This is a genomic window from Microbacterium luteum (genome assembly GCF_015277875.1).
Lineage (GTDB): Bacteria > Actinomycetota > Actinomycetes > Actinomycetales > Microbacteriaceae > Microbacterium > Microbacterium luteum.
The window spans coordinates 1876756-1893699 of sequence record NZ_CP063814.1; the positions used below are offsets into that span (position 1 = coordinate 1876756).

Consider the following 16944-nt stretch of genomic DNA (forward strand, 5'->3'; position numbering starts at 1 on the left):
TGGAGAAGTGAAGACCTTCGACGGCCTGTTCGGCGAGCTGACGGCCACGGCCGAGCGACGACCCGAGGGGTCGGGAACGGTGGCGCAGCTCGACGCCGGAGTGCACGCGATCGGCAAGAAGATCGTGGAAGAGGCCGCAGAGGTCTGGATGGCGGCCGAGTACGAGTCCGACGAGGCCGCCGCCGAGGAGATCTCCCAGCTCCTCTACCACCTGCAGGTGCTCATGCTCGCGAAGGGTCTGACACTGCAGGACGTCTACCGACATCTCTGAGCGCCGCCCGGACCGTCGCCAGAAGAAGAAGGACATCCCCATATGCTGCGCATCGCCGTGCCCAACAAGGGCTCGCTCGCCGAGACCTCGGCGGCCATGCTCGCCGAGGCCGGATACAGCGGCCGCCGCGACTCGAAGGACCTCCACAAGGCGGACCCCGCCAACGGCGTGGAGTTCTTCTACCTCCGCCCGAAGGACATCGCGACCTACGTCGGATCCGGCGCGCTCGACGTGGGCATCACCGGCCGCGATCTGCTGAGAGACGCGCGCATGCCCGGTGCTCGAGAGATCGAAGCGCTCGGCTTCGCCGGCTCGACATTCCGGTTCGCCGCCCCGCCCGGACGCTTCGCCGAACTCACCGATCTCGACGGCTGCCGCATCGCCACCTCCTATCCGGGACTGGTCGATTCCTTCTTGGACGAGCACGGAGTCGCGGTCGATCTGGTCCCGCTCGACGGCGCCGTCGAATCCGCCGTCCGGCTGGGCGTCGCGGACGCGGTGGCTGACGTCGTCGAGACCGGCACCACCCTCCGGCAGGCGGGCCTCGAAGTGTTCGGTCCGCCCCTGCTCCACTCCGAGGCCGTCCTCATCTCCGGCCCCGACGATGCACCGGGCACGGAGACCCTGCTTCGCCGGCTGCGTGGCGTGATGGTCGCTCGCCGATACGTGATGGTGGACTACGACCTGCCCGTGTCGCTGGTAGACCGGGCCGTCGAGATCGCCGGGGGCATCGAGTCGCCGACGATCTCGCCACTGCGCGACCCCGAGTGGGTGGCCGTTCGGGTGATGGTGGCGCGGTCGAGCGTGAACCGCGTCATGGACGACCTGTACGAGCTGGGCGCGCGGGCGATCCTCGTCACCGCCATCCACAACGCGAGGCTCTGACATGTCGGTCGTATGCCGCGTCATCCCGTGCCTCGATGTGGCAGCGGGTCGCGTCGTCAAGGGCGTCAACTTCGAGAACCTCCGCGACATGGGCGACCCCGTCGAGCTCGCGCGCCTGTACTTCGCGCAGGGGGCCGACGAGCTCACCTTCCTCGATGTGACGGCGACGGTCGACGAGCGGGCGACGACCTACGAGATGGTGCAGCGCACCGCGGAACAGGTCTTCATCCCGCTGACCGTCGGCGGGGGAGTGCGCACCGACGACGACGTGGCTCGCCTGCTCGGCGTCGGCGCCGACAAGGTCGGCGTCAACTCCGCTGCCATCCGACGGCCGGCGCTGGTCGATGAGATCGCCGATCGTTTCGGGGCACAGGTTCTGGTCCTCTCGCTGGACGTGAAGCGATCTCCGCGCACCCCGTCGGGCTTCGTCGTGACCACGCACGGCGGTCGCACCGAGACCGACCGCGACGCGCTGGCGTGGGCGCGCGAGGCGATCGAGCGGGGAGCGGGGGAGCTGCTGGTCAACTCCATCGACGCGGACGGGACGAAGCAGGGATTCGACCTCGAACTGGTCTCCCTCATGCGCGAGGTCTCGTCCGTGCCCGTCATCGCCTCCGGCGGCGCCGGCGCCGTGGAGCACTTCGCACCGGCGGTGGGCGCCGGTGCCGATGCGGTGCTGGCCGCGTCGGTGTTCCACTCGGCCCAGCTGACCGTCGGTGACGTCAAGCGCGCGATGCTCGCCGACGGCATCGCGGTCCGCGAGGGCGACTTCCTGCGAGGCGACGACTCGTGAACGACACCGACCAGCGCATCGCCCGTGTCGCCTTCAACGGCGACGGACTCGTCGCCGCGATCGTGCAGCAGTGGGACACCCGCGAGGTCCTGATGCTCGGCTGGATGGACGCGGAGGCCCTTCGCCGCACGCTCACCGAGGGGCGCGTCACCTACTGGTCGCGTTCCCGCCGGGAGTATTGGCGCAAGGGCGACACGTCGGGCAACTTCCAGGAGGTGCGAGGGGTTCGCCTCGACTGCGACGGCGACGCCATCCTCGTGAGCGTGGAACAGCACGGTCCCGCGTGCCACACCGGCACGCGCAGCTGCTTCGACGCCGATGACCTGGCACCCGTGGTCGCGGGATGACGCGGCGGCCCCGCACCTTCGCCGTCGTCCTGGTGCTGATCGGCGGCGCCGTCGGCCTGATCTCGTCGACGCAGACCTGGCTGACGGTGACCCTGGCCTCCGTCGAGGGAGACCAGCTCACCGTCGCCGGCGCCGACGCCGTGCCGGTCCTCGCACCCTTGAGCCTCGCGGCACTCGCGCTCGGGGCAGCCCTCACGATCGTCGGCCGCGTGCTCACGTATGCATTCGGCGCGCTCACGACGCTCATCGGGGCCGCCCTCGCGATGCTGTCGGCGCGAGTGGGTCTGGACGCCCCCGTGGAGTCCTACGCCTCGACCGTGACCGAGGCCACCGGCATCACCGGCGCCGATGCGGTGCACGATCTCGTCGCGAGCTCCGCAGTCACCCCGTGGGTCGTGGTCACCGTGGCCGCCGCAGTCGTCATGGTCGCCGCAGGGCTGCTCACCCTCGGGGGAGCCCATCGGTGGTCCGGCACATCAGGGCGTCGGTTCCGCACCGACGCTGAACCCGCCGGAGGATCGCGCCCCCACGACGCGATCGACTCCTGGGATGAGCTGTCGCGGGGCGAAGACCCGACGGCCTGAACCGATAGACTTGAGCGACCCGCGCAATCGGAGGAGATCCATGAGCCACACCAACGGCGATCCCGGCCACGGCCACTCACCCGCAGCATGGACCGCTGTCGTCATCATGCTCGTCGGCTTCGCCGTGGGCACGACGGCGTTCTTCCTGGACATCCCCTGGCTCGTGTGGAGCTCGGCCGCTCTCGTGGTCGTCGGTCTCATCGTCGGATGGGCCATGGCCAGAGCCGGCTACGGCGTCAACGGCCCGAAGCACATCGCGAAAGAGCACTGACGTGCTCGCCGACCTGACGGCCGGCGCGGTGGCGGATGCGGAGGCGCGCATGCTCGAGCGTCCCTTCGCGGACGTGGAGAAGGCAGCGCTGGCGCAGCGGCCCGCGAGGGATGCTCTGTCCGCGCTCGCGCCGGCGGACCGCGTGAAGATCATCGCCGAGGTCAAGCGCGCGAGTCCGTCGCGGGGTGACCTCGCGGACATCCCCGATCCCGCACACCAGGCCTCCCTGTACGAGGCCGGGGGAGCGTCGGCGATCTCCGTCCTCACCGAAGGGCGTCGCTTCAAGGGGAGCCTCGCCGACCTCGAGGCCGTCCGGGCGCGCGTCGATGTGCCCGTTCTGCGCAAAGACTTCATCGCGACCGACTACCAGGTGTGGGAGGCGCGCGCCGCCGGAGCCGATCTCGTGCTGCTGATCGTCGCCGCGCTGGAGCAGAACGACCTGCGACGCCTGCACGATCTGACCGTCGAACTCGGGATGACGCCGCTGATCGAGACGCACAGCGCCGACGAGGTCGATCGTGCCGCCGATCTCGGCGCGCGGCTGGTCGGCGTCAATGCGCGCAACCTGTCGACCTTCGAGCTCGACAAGGATCTGTTCGGCCGCCTCGCACCGCGTCTGCCCGAGGACGCCGTCAAGATCGCCGAGTCGGCCGTGCTCAGTCCGGCCGACGTCGCGCACTACCGCAGTGCCGGTGCCGATGTGGTTCTCGTGGGGGAGGCGCTGGTGACCGGCGATCCGGTGGCGACTCTCGCGTCCTTCCTCGACGCCGCACCCGACCGTCGGACGATCGAGAGGAGCCGAGCGTGAGTCTGCGCGACGCCCACGGACCCTTCTTCGGTGACTTCGGGGGTCGTTACATGCCCGAGTCGCTGATCGCTGCGATCGATGAGCTCACGGCCGCCTACGAGGCGGCCATGGCCGACGAGGGCTTCGTCGGCGAGTTCCACCGCCTGCTGCACACCTACGCCGGTCGGCCGTCGGTCCTCACCGAGGTGCCCCGATTCGCCGCCCACGCCGGCGGAGCGCGAATCTTCCTCAAGCGCGAGGACCTGAACCACACCGGTTCGCACAAGATCAACAACGTCCTCGGGCAGGCCCTGCTCACGCAGCGCCTGGGCAAGACGCGCGTGATCGCGGAGACCGGTGCCGGCCAGCACGGGGTGGCGACGGCGACGGCCGCGGCGCTGTTCGGCTTCGACTGCACGATCTACATGGGTGAGGTCGACACGGAGCGCCAGGCGCTCAACGTGGCGCGTATGCGACTCCTCGGCGCGGAGGTGATTCCGGTCACGACCGGATCGCGCACCCTCAAGGACGCGATCAACGACGCCTACCGCGACTGGGTGGCGTCGGTCGAGACGACCAACTACATCTTCGGGACCGCGGCGGGCCCGCACCCCTTCCCCGCAATGGTCCGCGACTTCCAGAAGGTCATCGGCGACGAGGCCCGAGCCCAGCTGCTCGAGGAGACCGGCCGGCTCCCGGACGCGGTTCTGGCCTGCGTCGGCGGCGGCTCGAATGCGATCGGCATGTTCGACGCCTTCCTCGACGACCCGGACGTGATGCTCTATGGCGTCGAGGCGGCCGGCGACGGGGTCGACACACCGCGACACGCGGCATCGATCGGGCGCGGCCGACCTGGCGTCCTCCACGGCGCGAAGACCTTCGTGCTGCAGGACGAGGACGGCCAGACGATCGAGTCCCACTCCATCTCGGCCGGCCTCGACTATCCCGGGGTGGGACCGGAGCACGCGTGGCTGTCCGACATCGGTCGCGCCGCGTACATCCCTGCGACGGACGACGAGGCCATGCAGGCCCTCCGGCTGCTCTCGCGCACCGAAGGGATCATCCCCGCGATCGAGTCCGCACACGCTCTGGCCGGCGCGCTGCGCATCGGTCGCGAGCTGGGTCCCGACGCCATCCTCGCGGTCAATCTCTCCGGTCGCGGCGACAAGGACATGGACACCGCCGCCCGCTACTTCGACCTGTACGACGCCGGGGTCGACGCCGCTGCCGCTGCGTCCGCGCCGACGGCGGATGCCGCCAAGGGCGAGGGGGAGAAGCTGTGACCTCGCGCGTCGCAGCCGCGGTGAACGCCGCGGCGGAGCAGGGACGCGGGGCCTTCGTCGGCTACCTTCCCCTCGGTTTCCCCGATCTCCAGACGAGCATCGACGCCGCCGTGGCCCTGGCCGAGAACGGCGCGGACATCCTGGAGCTCGGGCCGCCCTACTCCGACCCCGTCATGGACGGAACCGTCATCCAGGAGGCCACGCAAGCGGCGCTGGCCGGGGGGTTCCGGCTTCGCGACACCTTCACGGCCATTCGCGAGATCACCCGACGAGTGGATGTGCCGGTACTCGTGATGACCTACTGGAACCCGGTCGTCCAGTACGGTGTGGACCGCTACGCGGACGACCTGCTCGCCGCCGGCGGAGCGGGCCTGATCACGCCCGACATCACCCCCGAAGCCGGCCAGGAGTGGATCGACGCGAGCCGGCGCACCGGCCTCGACCGCATCTTCCTGGCGGCGCCGACGTCCTCGGACGAGCGGCTCCGGCTCATCGTGGAGAACTCCACCGGCTTCGTCTACACGGTCTCGACCATGGGGATCACGGGCGAGCGTGCCGAGCTCGACGCCGCAGCGCGCATCCTCGTCGGCAGGCTCCGGGCTCAGGGTGCCCGGCACGCGTGCGTCGGCATCGGCATCTCCAGCGCCGACCAGGTCGCCGGCGTTCTCGGGTACGCGGACGGGGCCATCGTCGGCACCGCACTCGTGCGTGCGCTGCGCGACGGCGGCCTCGAGGGCCTCGCGCGCACCACGCGTGCCCTCGTCGCCGGCACGCGCCCGAGCACCGGGTCGAACTAGACTCAGACACCTCGGGCCGTCTCACGACGCCACACCTCTCGAGAAGGACGATCCGCCCCTATGATGAACGCCGCCCTCAGCGTGGTCGCCAGCATCCCCAGCCCGACCGTCAGCTACATCGACCTCGGACCGCTGCGCATCCACTTCTACGCGCTGTGCATCATCGCCGGCATCGTCATCGCCGTGCTGATGACCAATCATCGGCTGACCAGGCGCGGTGCCGAGCCCTGGGTCGTCATCGACATCGCCCTCATCGCGGTGCCGCTCGCCATCATCGCCGCGCGCATCTACCACGTCGCCACGCACCCCGGATTCTACTTCGGGGAGGGGGCGGACTTCTGGGCCGTCTTCCGCATCTGGGAGGGCGGTATCGCGATCTACGGCGCGCTCATCGGCGGTGCGGTCGGGGCGTGGCTGGGATGCCGCTGGACCGGCATCCGATTCTGGAGCTTCGCCGACGCACTCGCTCCGGGTCTGCTGCTCGCGCAAGCCATCGGACGCTTCGGCAACTGGTTCAACCAGGAGCTGTTCGGTCTGCCCACCGATCTGCCGTGGGGGCTGGAGATCGACCCGGAGAATTCGGCCTTCCCCCCGGGTCTGGCAGCCGACACCCTCTTCCACCCCACGTTCCTCTACGAAGTGCTCTGGAACGGGCTCGGCGTGCTGTTCCTGCTGTGGGTCGGACGCCGTTTCGGGCTGCAGTGGGGTCGCCTGTTCGCGCTCTACCTGATCTGGTACAGCGCCGGCCGCATCGTGTGGGAGTCGATCCGCATCGATCCGAGCGAGATCTATCTCGGCCTGCGCACCAACGTGTGGGCCGCCATCGCCGGTGTGCTCCTCGGCCTCGTCATCTTCTTCGTGCAGAAGCGCCGCCACCCCGGCCGGGAACGTTCTCCCTACGTGCCGGGACGCGAGTGGTCGCCCCCCGGCGCTGTACAATCGGCCGAAGACTTCGTCGACACCAGCGCACCCCCGTCAGCCGGAGTCGATGACCACAAAGACGCCACAAGCGCACTCCCCACGAAATAAGCACGCCGCAACGCGTGCATCCCGGGCCGACGTCGTCCCAACCTTGAGTATCAACGTGAGGACGGTAGATATGGCATCGAGCCCCCGTCACAGCGCCGCTACGGCAGGCGTGTCTTCAGCCCTGCCCGGCGGCTTCCCCGCACGTCAGGGCATGTACAACCCCGCGTTCGAGAAGGACGCCTGCGGCCTGGCCATGGTCGCGACCCTGCGGGGCGAGCCCGGACACGACATCGTGGACCTCGCGCTGACCGCGCTCCGGAACCTCGAGCACCGCGGTGCGATCGGGTCGGACGCCGGCACCGGCGACGGTGCCGGGATCCTCACGCAGATGCCCGACGTCTTCTTCCGCGACGTCGTCCCCTTCGCGCTCCCGCCGATGGGCGAGTACGCCGCCGGCCTGGCCTTCCTTCCCCCGGACGCCGAGACGCGCTCGGGTCAGAAGGCGACGATCGAGAAGATCGCCGACGAGGAGGGTCTGGTCGTGCTCGGCTGGCGCGAGGTCCCCACGGCGGCGGACAATCTCGGCCGACTCGCCTTCGAGGCGCGCCCGGTGTTCGAGCAGCTCTTCGTCGCCGCACGCGCCACCGACGGCGCGCCCGTGGCGGGCATCGCGCTGGACCGCCTGACCTACCGCCTGCGCAAGCGCTCCCGCAGCGAGGCCGGTGCGTACTTCGTGTCGCTGTCCTCGCGCACCATCGGCTACAAGGGCATGGTCACGACCCTCCAGCTCGAACCGTTCTACCCCGATCTGCAGGACGAGCGCTTCGCCACCGAGCTGGCGGTCGTGCACTCGCGGTACTCGACCAACACGTTCCCCTCATGGCCTCTCGCGCAGCCGCTCCGGATGCTCGCGCACAACGGTGAGATCAACACGGTCAACGGCAACCGCAACTGGATGCGCGCCCGGCAGTCGCAGCTCGAGTCCGACCTCATCGGCGACGTGCGTCCGCTGCTGCCCATCTGCACCGACGGCGCGAGCGATTCGGCCTCGTTCGACGAGGTCCTGGAGCTTCTCACGCTCACCGGTCGCTCGCTCCCGCACGCGATCCTCATGATGGTGCCAGAGGCGTATGAGAAGCAGTCCGACATGGACCCGCAACTCCGCGCGTTCTACGACTACCACTCCATCCAGATGGAGCCGTGGGACGGGCCTGCGGCCCTGATCTTCACCGACGGCACGGTCGTCGGCTCCACGCTCGACCGCAACGGTCTGCGCCCCGGCCGTTGGACGGAGACGACCGACGGACTCGTCGTGATCGGCAGCGAGACGGGCGTGCTCGACTTCGAGCCCGAGCGCATCAAGCGTCGCGGCCGCCTCCAGCCCGGTCATATGTTCCTCGTGGACACGGCGCAGGGCCGCATCATCGAGGACGAGGAGATCAAGGCGGAGCTCGCCGGTCTCCACCCCTGGCAGGAGTGGCTCGACGCCGGACGCGTGCGGCTGTCCGAGCTTCCCGAGCGCGAGCACATCGTGCACCCGATCGCCTCGATCACACGTCGTCAGCGCACGTTCGGCTACACCGAGGAGGAAGTGCGCATCCTGCTGACCCCGATGGGGCAGAACGGTGCCGAGCCGCTCGGCGCCATGGGCTCGGACACGCCGGTCGCCGTGCTCAGCGACCGCCCGCGTCTGCTGTTCGACTACTTCACCCAGCAGTTCGCCCAGGTGACGAACCCGCCGCTCGACTCGATCCGCGAAGAGGTCGTCACGTCGTTGTCGCTCGGGCTGGGACCGGAGCGGAACCTGCTGTCGTGGGGACCCGACCACACCCACACCGTCACCCTCGACTTCCCGGTGATCGACAACGACGAGCTGGCCAAGATCCAGCACATCGACACCGCCATGCCCGGACGCAGCTCCGTCACCATCCGCGGCCTCTACCGGGTCGAGGCGGGGGAGAAGGGCATGCGCAGGCGCCTCGAGCAGATGTGCGCCGAAGCCGATCGCGCGATCGAGGACGGCGCGGAGTACATCGTGCTGAGCGACCGTGACTCCAACAAGGACCTCGCGCCCATCCCGTCCCTGCTGATGCTGGCCGCCGTGCACCACCACCTCATCCGCAAGGAGACGCGCATGAAGGCGGGCCTCGTCGTCGAGGCGGGAGACGTGCGCGAGGTGCATCACGTCGCGACCCTCATCGGATACGGCGCCTCGGCGGTCAATCCCTATCTGGCGATGGAGACCGTCGAGTACCTCGTGCGCGCCGGCTACATCACCGGCATCACCCCCGCCAAGGCGGTCGCGAACCTCATCAAGGCCCTCGGCAAGGGCGTGCTGAAGATCATGTCCAAGATGGGCATCTCGACGGTGTCCTCCTACGCCGGCGCACAGGTGTTCGAGGCCGTCGGCCTCTCGCAGGAGTTCGTCGACAAGTACTTCACCGGCACCGAGACCAAGCTCGGGGGCGTCGGACTCGAGGTCATCGCGACCGAGAACTCGTCGCGACACGAGTACGCCTATCCCGAGGACGGAGCGGTGCGCGCCCACGAGCGGCTGTGGACGGGCGGTGAGTACCAGTGGCGCCGAGACGGCTCCCCTCACCTGTTCAACCCCGACACCGTGTTCCGGCTGCAGCACGCGACCCGGACCGGTCGATACGACATCTTCCGCGAGTACACGAAGCTCGTCGACGACCAGGCCGCCGAGCTGAAGACGCTGCGAGGCCTCTTCCGGCTGCGCACGGACGAGCGCACGCCCGTTCCGATCGATGAGGTCGAGCCGGTCTCGTCGATCGTCAAGCGCTTCCAGACCGGCGCGATGAGCTACGGCTCGATTTCGAAGGAAGCGCACGAGACGCTGGCGATCGCGATGAACCGCATCGGCGGCAAGTCCAACACCGGCGAGGGCGGCGAAGACGTCGACCGTCTCATGGACCCGGAACGGCGCAGTTCGATCAAGCAGGTGGCATCGGGTCGCTTCGGGGTCACGAGCCTCTACCTCACGGAGTCCGACGACATCCAGATCAAGCTCGCGCAGGGTGCGAAGCCCGGTGAGGGCGGCCAGCTGCCGCCCACGAAGGTGTATCCGTGGGTGGCTCGCACGCGTCACGCGACCGCCGGGGTGGGGCTGATCTCGCCTCCGCCGCACCACGACATCTACTCCATCGAGGACCTCAAGCAGCTCATCTTCGACCTCAAGCGCGCCAACCCGAAGGCGCGCATCCACGTCAAGCTCGTGAGCCAGTCGGGAATCGGCGCGGTGGCGGCGGGTACGGCGAAGGCACTCGCGGACGTGATCCTCGTATCGGGTCATGACGGCGGGACCGGAGCGAGCCCGATGAACTCGCTCAAGCACGCCGGCACGCCGTGGGAGCTGGGGCTCGCCGAGACGCAGCAGACGCTCATGCTCAACAACATGCGCGACCGCGTCGTGGTGCAGGTCGACGGGCAGATCAAGACCGGTCGCGACGTCATCATCGGCGCGCTGCTGGGCGCCGAGGAGTTCGGCTTCGCCACAGCACCGCTGGTGGTCTCGGGCTGCATCATGATGCGCGTGTGCCACCTGGACACGTGCCCGGTGGGAGTGGCGACGCAGAACCCGGTGCTCCGCTCGCGGTTCACCGGCAAGCCCGAGTTCGTCGTCAACTTCATGGAGTTCATCGCGCAGGAGGTGCGTGAATACCTCGCGGCCCTCGGCTTCCGCACGCTGGATGAGGCGATTGGCCACAACGAGCTGCTCGACATCGACCGCGCGATCCAGCACTGGAAGGCGAGCGGCATGGATCTCGCTCCCGTCCTCGAGGGCCCGGCGTTCGCCGACGACCTCGCACGGCGTCAGACGCGCAGCCAGGATCATGAGCTCGACGACCACTTCGACGTGCAGCTCATCGAGCGCGCTCGCGAGGTCATCGAGGGCGGGGGAGAAATCTCGATCGACCTCCCGGTGCGCAACACGGCGCGCGCGGTGGGGACGCTGCTCGGTCATCACGTGACCGTCGCCCACGGCGAAAACGGCCTGACGAGCGGGTCGATCCAGGTCAATCTCACCGGCTCCGCCGGTCAGTCCTTCGGTGCGTTCCTGCCCGCCGGGATCACGCTGCGCCTGGAGGGCGACTCGAACGACTACGTCGGCAAGGGCCTGTCGGGCGGCAAGGTGGTCGTGCGTCCGCCTCGCGCCGCGACCTTCGACCCGTCGCAGAACGTCATCGCCGGCAACGTCATCGGCTACGGCGCCACCCGCGGATCGCTGTTCCTCGGGGGTGTCGTCGGGGAGAGGTTCCTCGTGCGAAACTCCGGTGCGTCCGCGGTCGTGGAAGGCGTGGGCGACCACGCCCTCGAGTACATGACCGGCGGGCTGGCGGTGATCCTCGGCACCACGGGACGCAACCTCGGCGCCGGAATGTCAGGCGGCACCGCCTACGTCTACCGGCTGGATGAGTCGCAGGTGAACCGCGACGCGCTGGCGACCGGTGAGCTGCAACTGGGCGAACTCGGCTCAGGTGATGCCGAGATCCTGCGCGACCTGCTCGAGCAGCACGTCGCCGAGACCGGATCCGCGCTCGCGAAGGCGATGCTCGACGACTTCGACAACGAAATCTCCCACTTCGTCCGGGTGCTGCCGCGCGACTACGCCGCGGTGCTGCAGACCCGACAGGACGCCGTCGACCAGGGGCTCGACCCCGACGGTGACATCGTGTGGAGCCGCATTCTGGAGGTGACAGGTGGCTGACCCCAAGGGATTCCTCAAGACGACCGAGCGCGAGCTTCCCGCCCGCCGCCCGGTCCCCGTGCGCATCCTCGACTGGAAGGAAGTGTACGAACCCGGTGACTCGGCAGTGCTCCGGCGTCAGGCCGGACGCTGCATGGACTGCGGTGTGCCGTTCTGTCACAAGGGCTGCCCGCTCGGCAACCTCATCCCGGAGTGGAACGATCTGATGTGGCGCGGCGAGGGCCGCGCCGCGATCGAGCGGCTCCACGCGACGAACAACTTCCCGGAGTTCACCGGGCGGCTGTGCCCCGCTCCATGCGAGAGCTCCTGCGTGCTCGGGATCAACCAGCCCGCCGTCACGATCAAGCAGATCGAGGTCGCCACGATCGACGACGCCGTCGCGAACGGCTGGGTCGAGCCGGAGCCGCCCGAGCGGCTTACGGGCAAGACCGTCGCGGTCGTCGGATCCGGTCCCGCCGGGCTGGCCGCCGCTCAGCAGCTGACCCGTGCAGGTCACACGGTCGCGGTCTACGAGCGCGACGACCGCATCGGCGGGCTGCTGCGCTACGGCATCCCCGACTTCAAGATGGAGAAGCGCCACATCGAGATGCGTCTGCGTCAGATGCAGGATGAGGGCACGCGGTTCCGCGCCGGCGTCGAGATCGGCGTCGACATCACGTGGGCGGACCTGCGCGCGCGGTACGACGCCGTGCTGATCGCCACAGGCGCGACCGTTCCCCGCGATCTGCCGATCCCGGGTCGGGACCTCGCCGGCGTTCATTACGCCATGGAGTATCTCGTCGAATCGAACAAGGCCGTCGCCGGCGACGCGGTCGCCAACCAGATCACCGCCGAAGGCAAGCACGTCGTGGTCATCGGCGGCGGCGACACCGGAGCCGACTGCATCGGCACCGCACACCGGCAGGGCGCGCTCAGCGTCACCAACCTCGCGATCGGCAAGCAGCCTCCTGAGGAGCGGCCAGAGCATCAGCCGTGGCCGATGACGCCGACGATCTTCGAGGTCGCCAGCGCGCACGAGGAGGGTGGAGAGCGCTCCTACCTCGCCTCGACGGTGGAGTTCCTCTCGAACGATGTCGGCGAGGTGCGCGCCCTCGTGGTCGCCGAGACCGAGTTCGTCGACGGCCGTCGCGTGCCGAAGAAGGGCACCGAGCGGGAGATCCCCGCGGACCTGGTGCTCATCGCCATGGGCTTCACCGGTCCCGAGCAGGAGGCCTTGGACAGCCAGATCGGTACGGCCTTCACGTCGCGGGGCAACGTGGAGCGCGCGAACGACTATCAGACCGAGGTTGCGGGGGTCTTCGTCGCCGGAGACGCCGGTCGCGGCCAGTCCCTCATCGTGTGGGCGATCGCCGAGGGTCGCGCCGCCGCATCGGCGATCGACGAGCACCTCATGGGCGTCACCTCGCTCCCGGCACCGGTCACCCCGACCGATGTCGCGATCGGACTGCAGCCTGCGTAGTCTGGTCACGGCCATCAGGCCGACCTCACCCCCAGCACCCGGAGAAGACATCGGATGAGACGTGCCAAGATCGTCGCCACGCTGGGTCCCGCCACATCGTCGTATGAGATGGTCCGCGCGATCATCGACGCCGGTGTGGACGTGGCCCGCCTGAACCTGAGCCACGGCGACTACTCGGTCCACGACAACAACTTCGCCAACGTCCGCAAGGCGGCCGACGACGCAGGGCGCGCGGTCGCCGTGCTCGTCGACCTCCAGGGACCCAAGATCCGCCTCGGCCGCTTCGCCGACGGACCCCACGAGCTCGCCGAGGGCGACATCTTCAAGATCACCGTCGACGACATCCCCGGCACCAAGGAGATCGTCTCGACGACCTTCAAGGGTCTGCCGCAGGACGTCAAGGCGGGCGACTTCCTCCTGATCGACGACGGCAAGGTTCGCGTCAAGGTCCTCGAGACCGACGGCACGACCGTGACCACCGAAGTGATCGTCGGCGGCCCGGTCTCGAACAACAAGGGCATCAACCTTCCCGGCGTCGCCGTGAACGTTCCCGCCCTGTCCGAGAAGGACGAGGACGACCTCCGTTGGGCGCTGCGCACCGGAGCGGACCTGATCGCCCTCTCCTTCGTCCGCTCCGCGAAGGACGTGCGCCGCGTGCACGTGATCATGTCGGAGGAGGGGCGCCACATCCCGATCATCGCGAAGATCGAGAAGCCCCAGGCGGTGGACAACCTCGAGGAGATCATCGACGCATTCGACGGCATCATGGTCGCCCGTGGCGACCTGGGCGTCGAACTGCCGCTGGAGGCGGTTCCGATCGTGCAGAAGCGCGCCGTGGAGCTGTGCCGCCGCATGGCGAAGCCCGTCATTGTGGCGACGCAGATGCTCGAGTCGATGATCAACAGCCCGGTTCCGACCCGCGCTGAGACGAGCGACGTCGCCAACGCGGTGCTCGACGGCGCCGACGCGGTCATGCTCTCGGGCGAGACCAGCGTGGGTGACTATCCGGTCGTCGTGGTGGAGACGATGGCCCGCATCGTCGACTCGACGGAGGTGCACGGACTCGACCGCATCGCGAAGATGACGGCCAAGCCGCGCACGCAGGGCGGCGCGATCACGCTCGCCGCGATCGAGGTCGCTGAGTTCGTCGAGGCGAAGTACCTCTGCATCTTCACCGAGTCCGGCGACACGGCTCGCCGCCTGTCGCGCCTTCGCCCGGGGATCCCCATGCTCGCGTTCACACCGGAACCGGCGATCCGCCGGCGCATGGCGGTCACGTGGGGCATCCAGTCCAGCCTCGTCGAGCACGTTCCCCACACCGACCGGATGTTCATCCAGGTCGACGACTACCTGCTGTCCAACGACCTGGCCAAGGTCGGCGACAAGGTCGTCGTGATCTCCGGTTCGCCTCCCGGGATCACCGGTTCGACCAACGACATCCGCATCCACAAGGTGGGCGACGCGGTGCACGGCGCCGCGCCGATCTATCAGTCGCGCGAATAGTCATCGCTCGGACCGGAACGGTCGCGCTATCCTGAGCGCGACCGTTCCGTCGTCCGTGAGGAGATCATCATGATCTGGGACATCTTCTGGTTCATGCTGATGGCGTTCTACGTCATCGCGTACATCTTCGTGGTGGCCCTCGTGATCGTGGATCTGTTCCGCGACCGACAGCTCGCCGGCGGGTGGAAGGCGCTCTGGGTCGTCTTCCTGGTCTTCGTTCCGATGCTGACCGCCCTGGTCTACGTGATAGCTCGGGGACGCGGCATGGCCGAGCGGTCTGCGCGGCGGGAGCGCCCGGGTGCTCCCGAGGCCGATGACTACCGCCCTGCCGCCTCGTCCGATCCTTCCGGCGACATCGCCAAGGCCAAGGAGCTCCTCGATGCCGGGGTGATCACGCGGGGCGAGTTCGACGCTCTGAAGAGCAAGGCGCTCGGCAACCAGTACTTCGGCTGAGCGACGCTGTCGCCCCGCCATGGCGTGACAGGGTGGTGGGATGCAGCTTCTTCGCAAGGGATGGTCCGCCGGGAGAGTGCGTGCCCGAACGGTCGAGATCGCTCATGACCTCGACGCCGTCGGCTATGTCGTGCGGGGTTCGAAACCGGATGACGCCGCCGGGGTGACCGACCTCGTGCGTGGGCATCTGGGCGGGGCGCGTTCTTTCGAGTACGCGCGTTCCGATGGCGCGGTGATCGTGACCGCCGAGGGTGGGGAGATCGCCGGGGTCGCCGTCGTGCGTGCTTCCCTGTCGCCGCAGCAGAACGTGGTCGTGCACGTGCGCGCCCTCGTCACGGCACCGGAGCATCGTGGACGAGGAATCGCGTCCCTCGCGCTGGCCGTGATCCCTCAGGTGCTCGGCGCTGACCTGTCGCCCGACGTGATCTTCGGCGCCGCGGCGAGTGAGCACGCCGTCTTCTTCCAGCGCAACGGGTTCGATGTGCTGCAGCCGGGGGAGCGGCTCGACCTCGGTGCCCACACCGACGTTCTCGTGGACGCCGCAGCGGCGCCGCTGGACACCTGGTTCGTCAGAGCGCCGTGACGAGGGTGTGCCGGTGGTGGGAGTCGAACCCACACGCCCTTTCGGGCAACCGAGTTTGAGTCGGTCGCGTCTGCCATTCCGCCACACCGGCCGGTGCGGAGATGACGATACCGTAGGATTCAATGGTGACAGAGCAAGATCAGTCCGCGTCTGCGGCCAGCGCCCCCCGTCGAGTCGTCGTCGCCGAAGATGAGTCCCTCATCCGCCTCGACATCGTGGAGATCCTGCGCGACAACGGATTCGACGTCGTCGGAGAAGCAGGTGACGGCGAGACCGCCGTGCAGCTGGCGACCGAGCTTCGGCCCGACCTCGTTGTGATGGACGTGAAGATGCCCCAGCTGGACGGCATCTCCGCCGCCGAGAAGCTGAGCAAGAACAACATCGCGCCCGTGGTGCTCCTGACCGCCTTCAGTCAGAAGGAGCTCGTCGAGCGAGCCAGCGAGGCCGGTGCGCTCGCCTACGTCGTCAAGCCGTTCACCCCCAACGACCTGCTGCCCGCCATCGAGATCGCCCTTGCGCGCCACGAGCAGATCATCACCCTTGAAGCCGAGGTCGCCGACATGGTGGAGCGCTTCGAGACCCGCAAGCTCGTGGACCGCGCCAAGGGCCTGCTCAACGAGAAGATGGGCCTGTCCGAGCCCGAGGCGTTCCGCTGGATCCAGAAGGCGTCGATGGACCGCCGCCTCACGATGCAGGATGTCGCCAAGGCCATCATCGAGCAGCTGGCGCCCAAGAAGGACTGACGCCCCGAGACCCTCGGATCTCCCCGTCTTCTCCGGCACCGTCGTCAGGAGGCGGGGAGATCTTTTATGTGGTTGGTGATGCGCACCGTCGAGCAGCGTCGGCCGTCCTCGTCGGTGACCACGATCTCGTGCACCGTCATGCTGCGCCCGAGGTGGACGGGGGTGCACACGCCGGTCACGAGGCCGGATCGCGCCGATCGCGTGTGCGTGGCGTTGATGTCGACGCCGACCGCGAGCCGGCCCGGTCCGGCGTGCAGATTGGCCGCCATCGAGCCGAGGGATTCACCCAGGACCACGTAGGCTCCGCCGTGAAGCAGCCCCACCGGCTGGGTGTTCCCGTCGACCGGCATCGTGGCGACGGCGCGCTCCACGGTGAACTCCGTGAAGCGGATGCCCATCTTCTCGGCCAGGGCGCCCATCCCGCGCTCCGTGGCCCAGTCGAGTCCGTCGACGGTCGTCGCATCGGTCATGGCGGGAGCCTCCCTCG

Annotated in this window: 17 protein-coding genes and 1 tRNA gene; 16 read left to right on the forward strand and 2 right to left on the reverse strand. The window is 68.7% G+C overall.

What is annotated here, in order from left to right; all coding sequences use genetic code 11:
• Positions 1-7: 7 nt before the first annotated feature.
• The 15 genes from IM777_RS09395 to IM777_RS09465 all read left to right on the forward strand — a co-directional run bounded on the left by IM777_RS09395 (position 8) and on the right by IM777_RS09465 (position 15714).
• Positions 8-271 carry a phosphoribosyl-ATP diphosphatase gene (locus IM777_RS09395; RefSeq protein ID WP_071043508.1) on the forward strand — a complete coding sequence of 88 codons (264 nt, stop codon included), beginning with the start codon at positions 8-10 and terminating at the stop codon, positions 269-271.
• Positions 272-313: 42 nt separating this feature from the next.
• Entirely contained in the window at positions 314-1156 is an 843-nt protein-coding gene (gene hisG, locus IM777_RS09400) for an ATP phosphoribosyltransferase (RefSeq protein ID WP_194383142.1), read from the forward strand.
• 1 nt (position 1157) lies between these two features.
• Entirely contained in the window at positions 1158-1949 is a 792-nt protein-coding gene (gene hisF, locus IM777_RS09405) for an imidazole glycerol phosphate synthase subunit HisF (RefSeq protein WP_194383143.1), read from the forward strand.
• The gene (gene hisI / locus IM777_RS09410) at positions 1946-2296 is read left to right on the forward strand and encodes a phosphoribosyl-AMP cyclohydrolase (RefSeq protein ID WP_194383144.1); all 351 of its coding nucleotides are present in this window, start codon (positions 1946-1948) and stop codon (positions 2294-2296) included. Before hisF ends, hisI begins: the two co-directional genes overlap by 4 nt.
• On the forward strand, positions 2293-2880 hold the full coding sequence (locus IM777_RS09415) for a Trp biosynthesis-associated membrane protein (RefSeq protein ID WP_194383145.1): 588 nt from the start codon (positions 2293-2295) through the stop codon (positions 2878-2880). The genes hisI and IM777_RS09415 overlap by 4 nt, the downstream gene beginning before the upstream one ends.
• A gap of 40 nt (positions 2881-2920) precedes the next feature.
• Entirely contained in the window at positions 2921-3151 is a 231-nt protein-coding gene (locus IM777_RS09420) for a DUF6704 family protein (RefSeq protein ID WP_071043513.1), read from the forward strand.
• A gap of 1 nt (position 3152) precedes the next feature.
• Positions 3153-3959 carry an indole-3-glycerol phosphate synthase TrpC gene (trpC, locus tag IM777_RS09425; RefSeq protein WP_194383146.1) on the forward strand — a complete coding sequence of 269 codons (807 nt, stop codon included), beginning with the start codon at positions 3153-3155 and terminating at the stop codon, positions 3957-3959.
• Positions 3956-5221, forward strand: coding sequence for a tryptophan synthase subunit beta (trpB, locus tag IM777_RS09430; RefSeq protein WP_071043515.1), 1266 nt, complete (start codon positions 3956-3958; stop codon positions 5219-5221). The genes trpC and trpB overlap by 4 nt, the downstream gene beginning before the upstream one ends.
• Entirely contained in the window at positions 5218-6018 is an 801-nt protein-coding gene (trpA, locus tag IM777_RS09435) for a tryptophan synthase subunit alpha (protein WP_071043516.1), read from the forward strand. The genes trpB and trpA overlap by 4 nt, the downstream gene beginning before the upstream one ends.
• 60 nt (positions 6019-6078) lie before the next feature.
• Positions 6079-7047: a prolipoprotein diacylglyceryl transferase gene (gene lgt / locus IM777_RS09440; protein WP_071043517.1), complete on the forward strand. Its 969-nt coding sequence runs from the start codon at positions 6079-6081 to the stop codon at positions 7045-7047.
• A 70-nt stretch (positions 7048-7117) separates the two neighbouring features.
• A complete protein-coding gene (gene gltB / locus IM777_RS09445) occupies positions 7118-11716 on the forward strand; it encodes a glutamate synthase large subunit (RefSeq protein ID WP_194383147.1) in 4599 nt (1532 codons plus the stop codon).
• Positions 11709-13175, forward strand: coding sequence for a glutamate synthase subunit beta (locus IM777_RS09450; RefSeq protein ID WP_071043519.1), 1467 nt, complete (start codon positions 11709-11711; stop codon positions 13173-13175). The genes gltB and IM777_RS09450 overlap by 8 nt, the downstream gene beginning before the upstream one ends.
• 54 nt (positions 13176-13229) lie before the next feature.
• Positions 13230-14678 (forward strand): pyruvate kinase, encoded by a 1449-nt coding sequence (gene pyk / locus IM777_RS09455; RefSeq protein WP_071043520.1) that lies wholly within the window; start codon positions 13230-13232, stop codon positions 14676-14678.
• Between the two features lie 69 nt (positions 14679-14747).
• Positions 14748-15131 carry an SHOCT domain-containing protein gene (locus tag IM777_RS09460; protein WP_194383148.1) on the forward strand — a complete coding sequence of 128 codons (384 nt, stop codon included), beginning with the start codon at positions 14748-14750 and terminating at the stop codon, positions 15129-15131.
• 40 nt (positions 15132-15171) lie between these two features.
• The gene (locus IM777_RS09465) at positions 15172-15714 is read left to right on the forward strand and encodes a GNAT family N-acetyltransferase (protein WP_194383149.1); all 543 of its coding nucleotides are present in this window, start codon (positions 15172-15174) and stop codon (positions 15712-15714) included.
• Between the two features lie 8 nt (positions 15715-15722).
• On the opposite strand, the gene IM777_RS09470 is transcribed toward IM777_RS09465, so the two are convergent.
• Positions 15723-15805, reverse strand: a tRNA-Leu gene (locus IM777_RS09470).
• Positions 15806-15836: 31 nt separating this feature from the next.
• Between IM777_RS09470 and IM777_RS09475 the strand changes: the two genes are divergently transcribed.
• The gene (locus IM777_RS09475) at positions 15837-16457 is read left to right on the forward strand and encodes an ANTAR domain-containing response regulator (RefSeq protein ID WP_390178680.1); all 621 of its coding nucleotides are present in this window, start codon (positions 15837-15839) and stop codon (positions 16455-16457) included.
• A gap of 44 nt (positions 16458-16501) precedes the next feature.
• Here IM777_RS09475 and IM777_RS09480 read toward each other — a convergent pair whose 3' ends face one another.
• On the reverse strand, positions 16502-16927 hold the full coding sequence (locus IM777_RS09480; RefSeq protein ID WP_071043523.1) for a hotdog fold thioesterase: 426 nt from the start codon (positions 16925-16927) through the stop codon (positions 16502-16504).
• Positions 16928-16944 lie beyond the last annotated feature (17 nt).

What these genes read in the sequence shown, in the direction of transcription:
- hisG (WP_194383142.1), top strand. Translation starts at nt 314, where the DNA reads ATGCTGCGCATCGCCGTGCCCAACAAGGGCTCGCTCGCCGAGACCTCG.
- hisF (WP_194383143.1), top strand. Translation starts at nt 1,158, where the DNA reads ATGTCGGTCGTATGCCGCGTCATCCCGTGCCTCGATGTGGCAGCGGGT.
- IM777_RS09415 (WP_194383145.1), top strand. Translation starts at nt 2,293, where the DNA reads ATGACGCGGCGGCCCCGCACCTTCGCCGTCGTCCTGGTGCTGATCGGC.
- IM777_RS09420 (WP_071043513.1), top strand. Translation starts at nt 2,921, where the DNA reads ATGAGCCACACCAACGGCGATCCCGGCCACGGCCACTCACCCGCAGCA.
- lgt (WP_071043517.1), top strand. Translation starts at nt 6,079, where the DNA reads ATGATGAACGCCGCCCTCAGCGTGGTCGCCAGCATCCCCAGCCCGACC.
- gltB (WP_194383147.1), top strand. Translation starts at nt 7,118, where the DNA reads ATGGCATCGAGCCCCCGTCACAGCGCCGCTACGGCAGGCGTGTCTTCA.
- pyk (WP_071043520.1), top strand. Translation starts at nt 13,230, where the DNA reads ATGAGACGTGCCAAGATCGTCGCCACGCTGGGTCCCGCCACATCGTCG.
- IM777_RS09460 (WP_194383148.1), top strand. Translation starts at nt 14,748, where the DNA reads ATGATCTGGGACATCTTCTGGTTCATGCTGATGGCGTTCTACGTCATC.
- IM777_RS09465 (WP_194383149.1), top strand. Translation starts at nt 15,172, where the DNA reads ATGCAGCTTCTTCGCAAGGGATGGTCCGCCGGGAGAGTGCGTGCCCGA.
- IM777_RS09475 (WP_390178680.1), top strand. Translation starts at nt 15,837, where the DNA reads ATGGTGACAGAGCAAGATCAGTCCGCGTCTGCGGCCAGCGCCCCCCGT.
- IM777_RS09480 (WP_071043523.1), bottom strand. Translation starts at nt 16,927, where the DNA reads ATGACCGATGCGACGACCGTCGACGGACTCGACTGGGCCACGGAGCGC.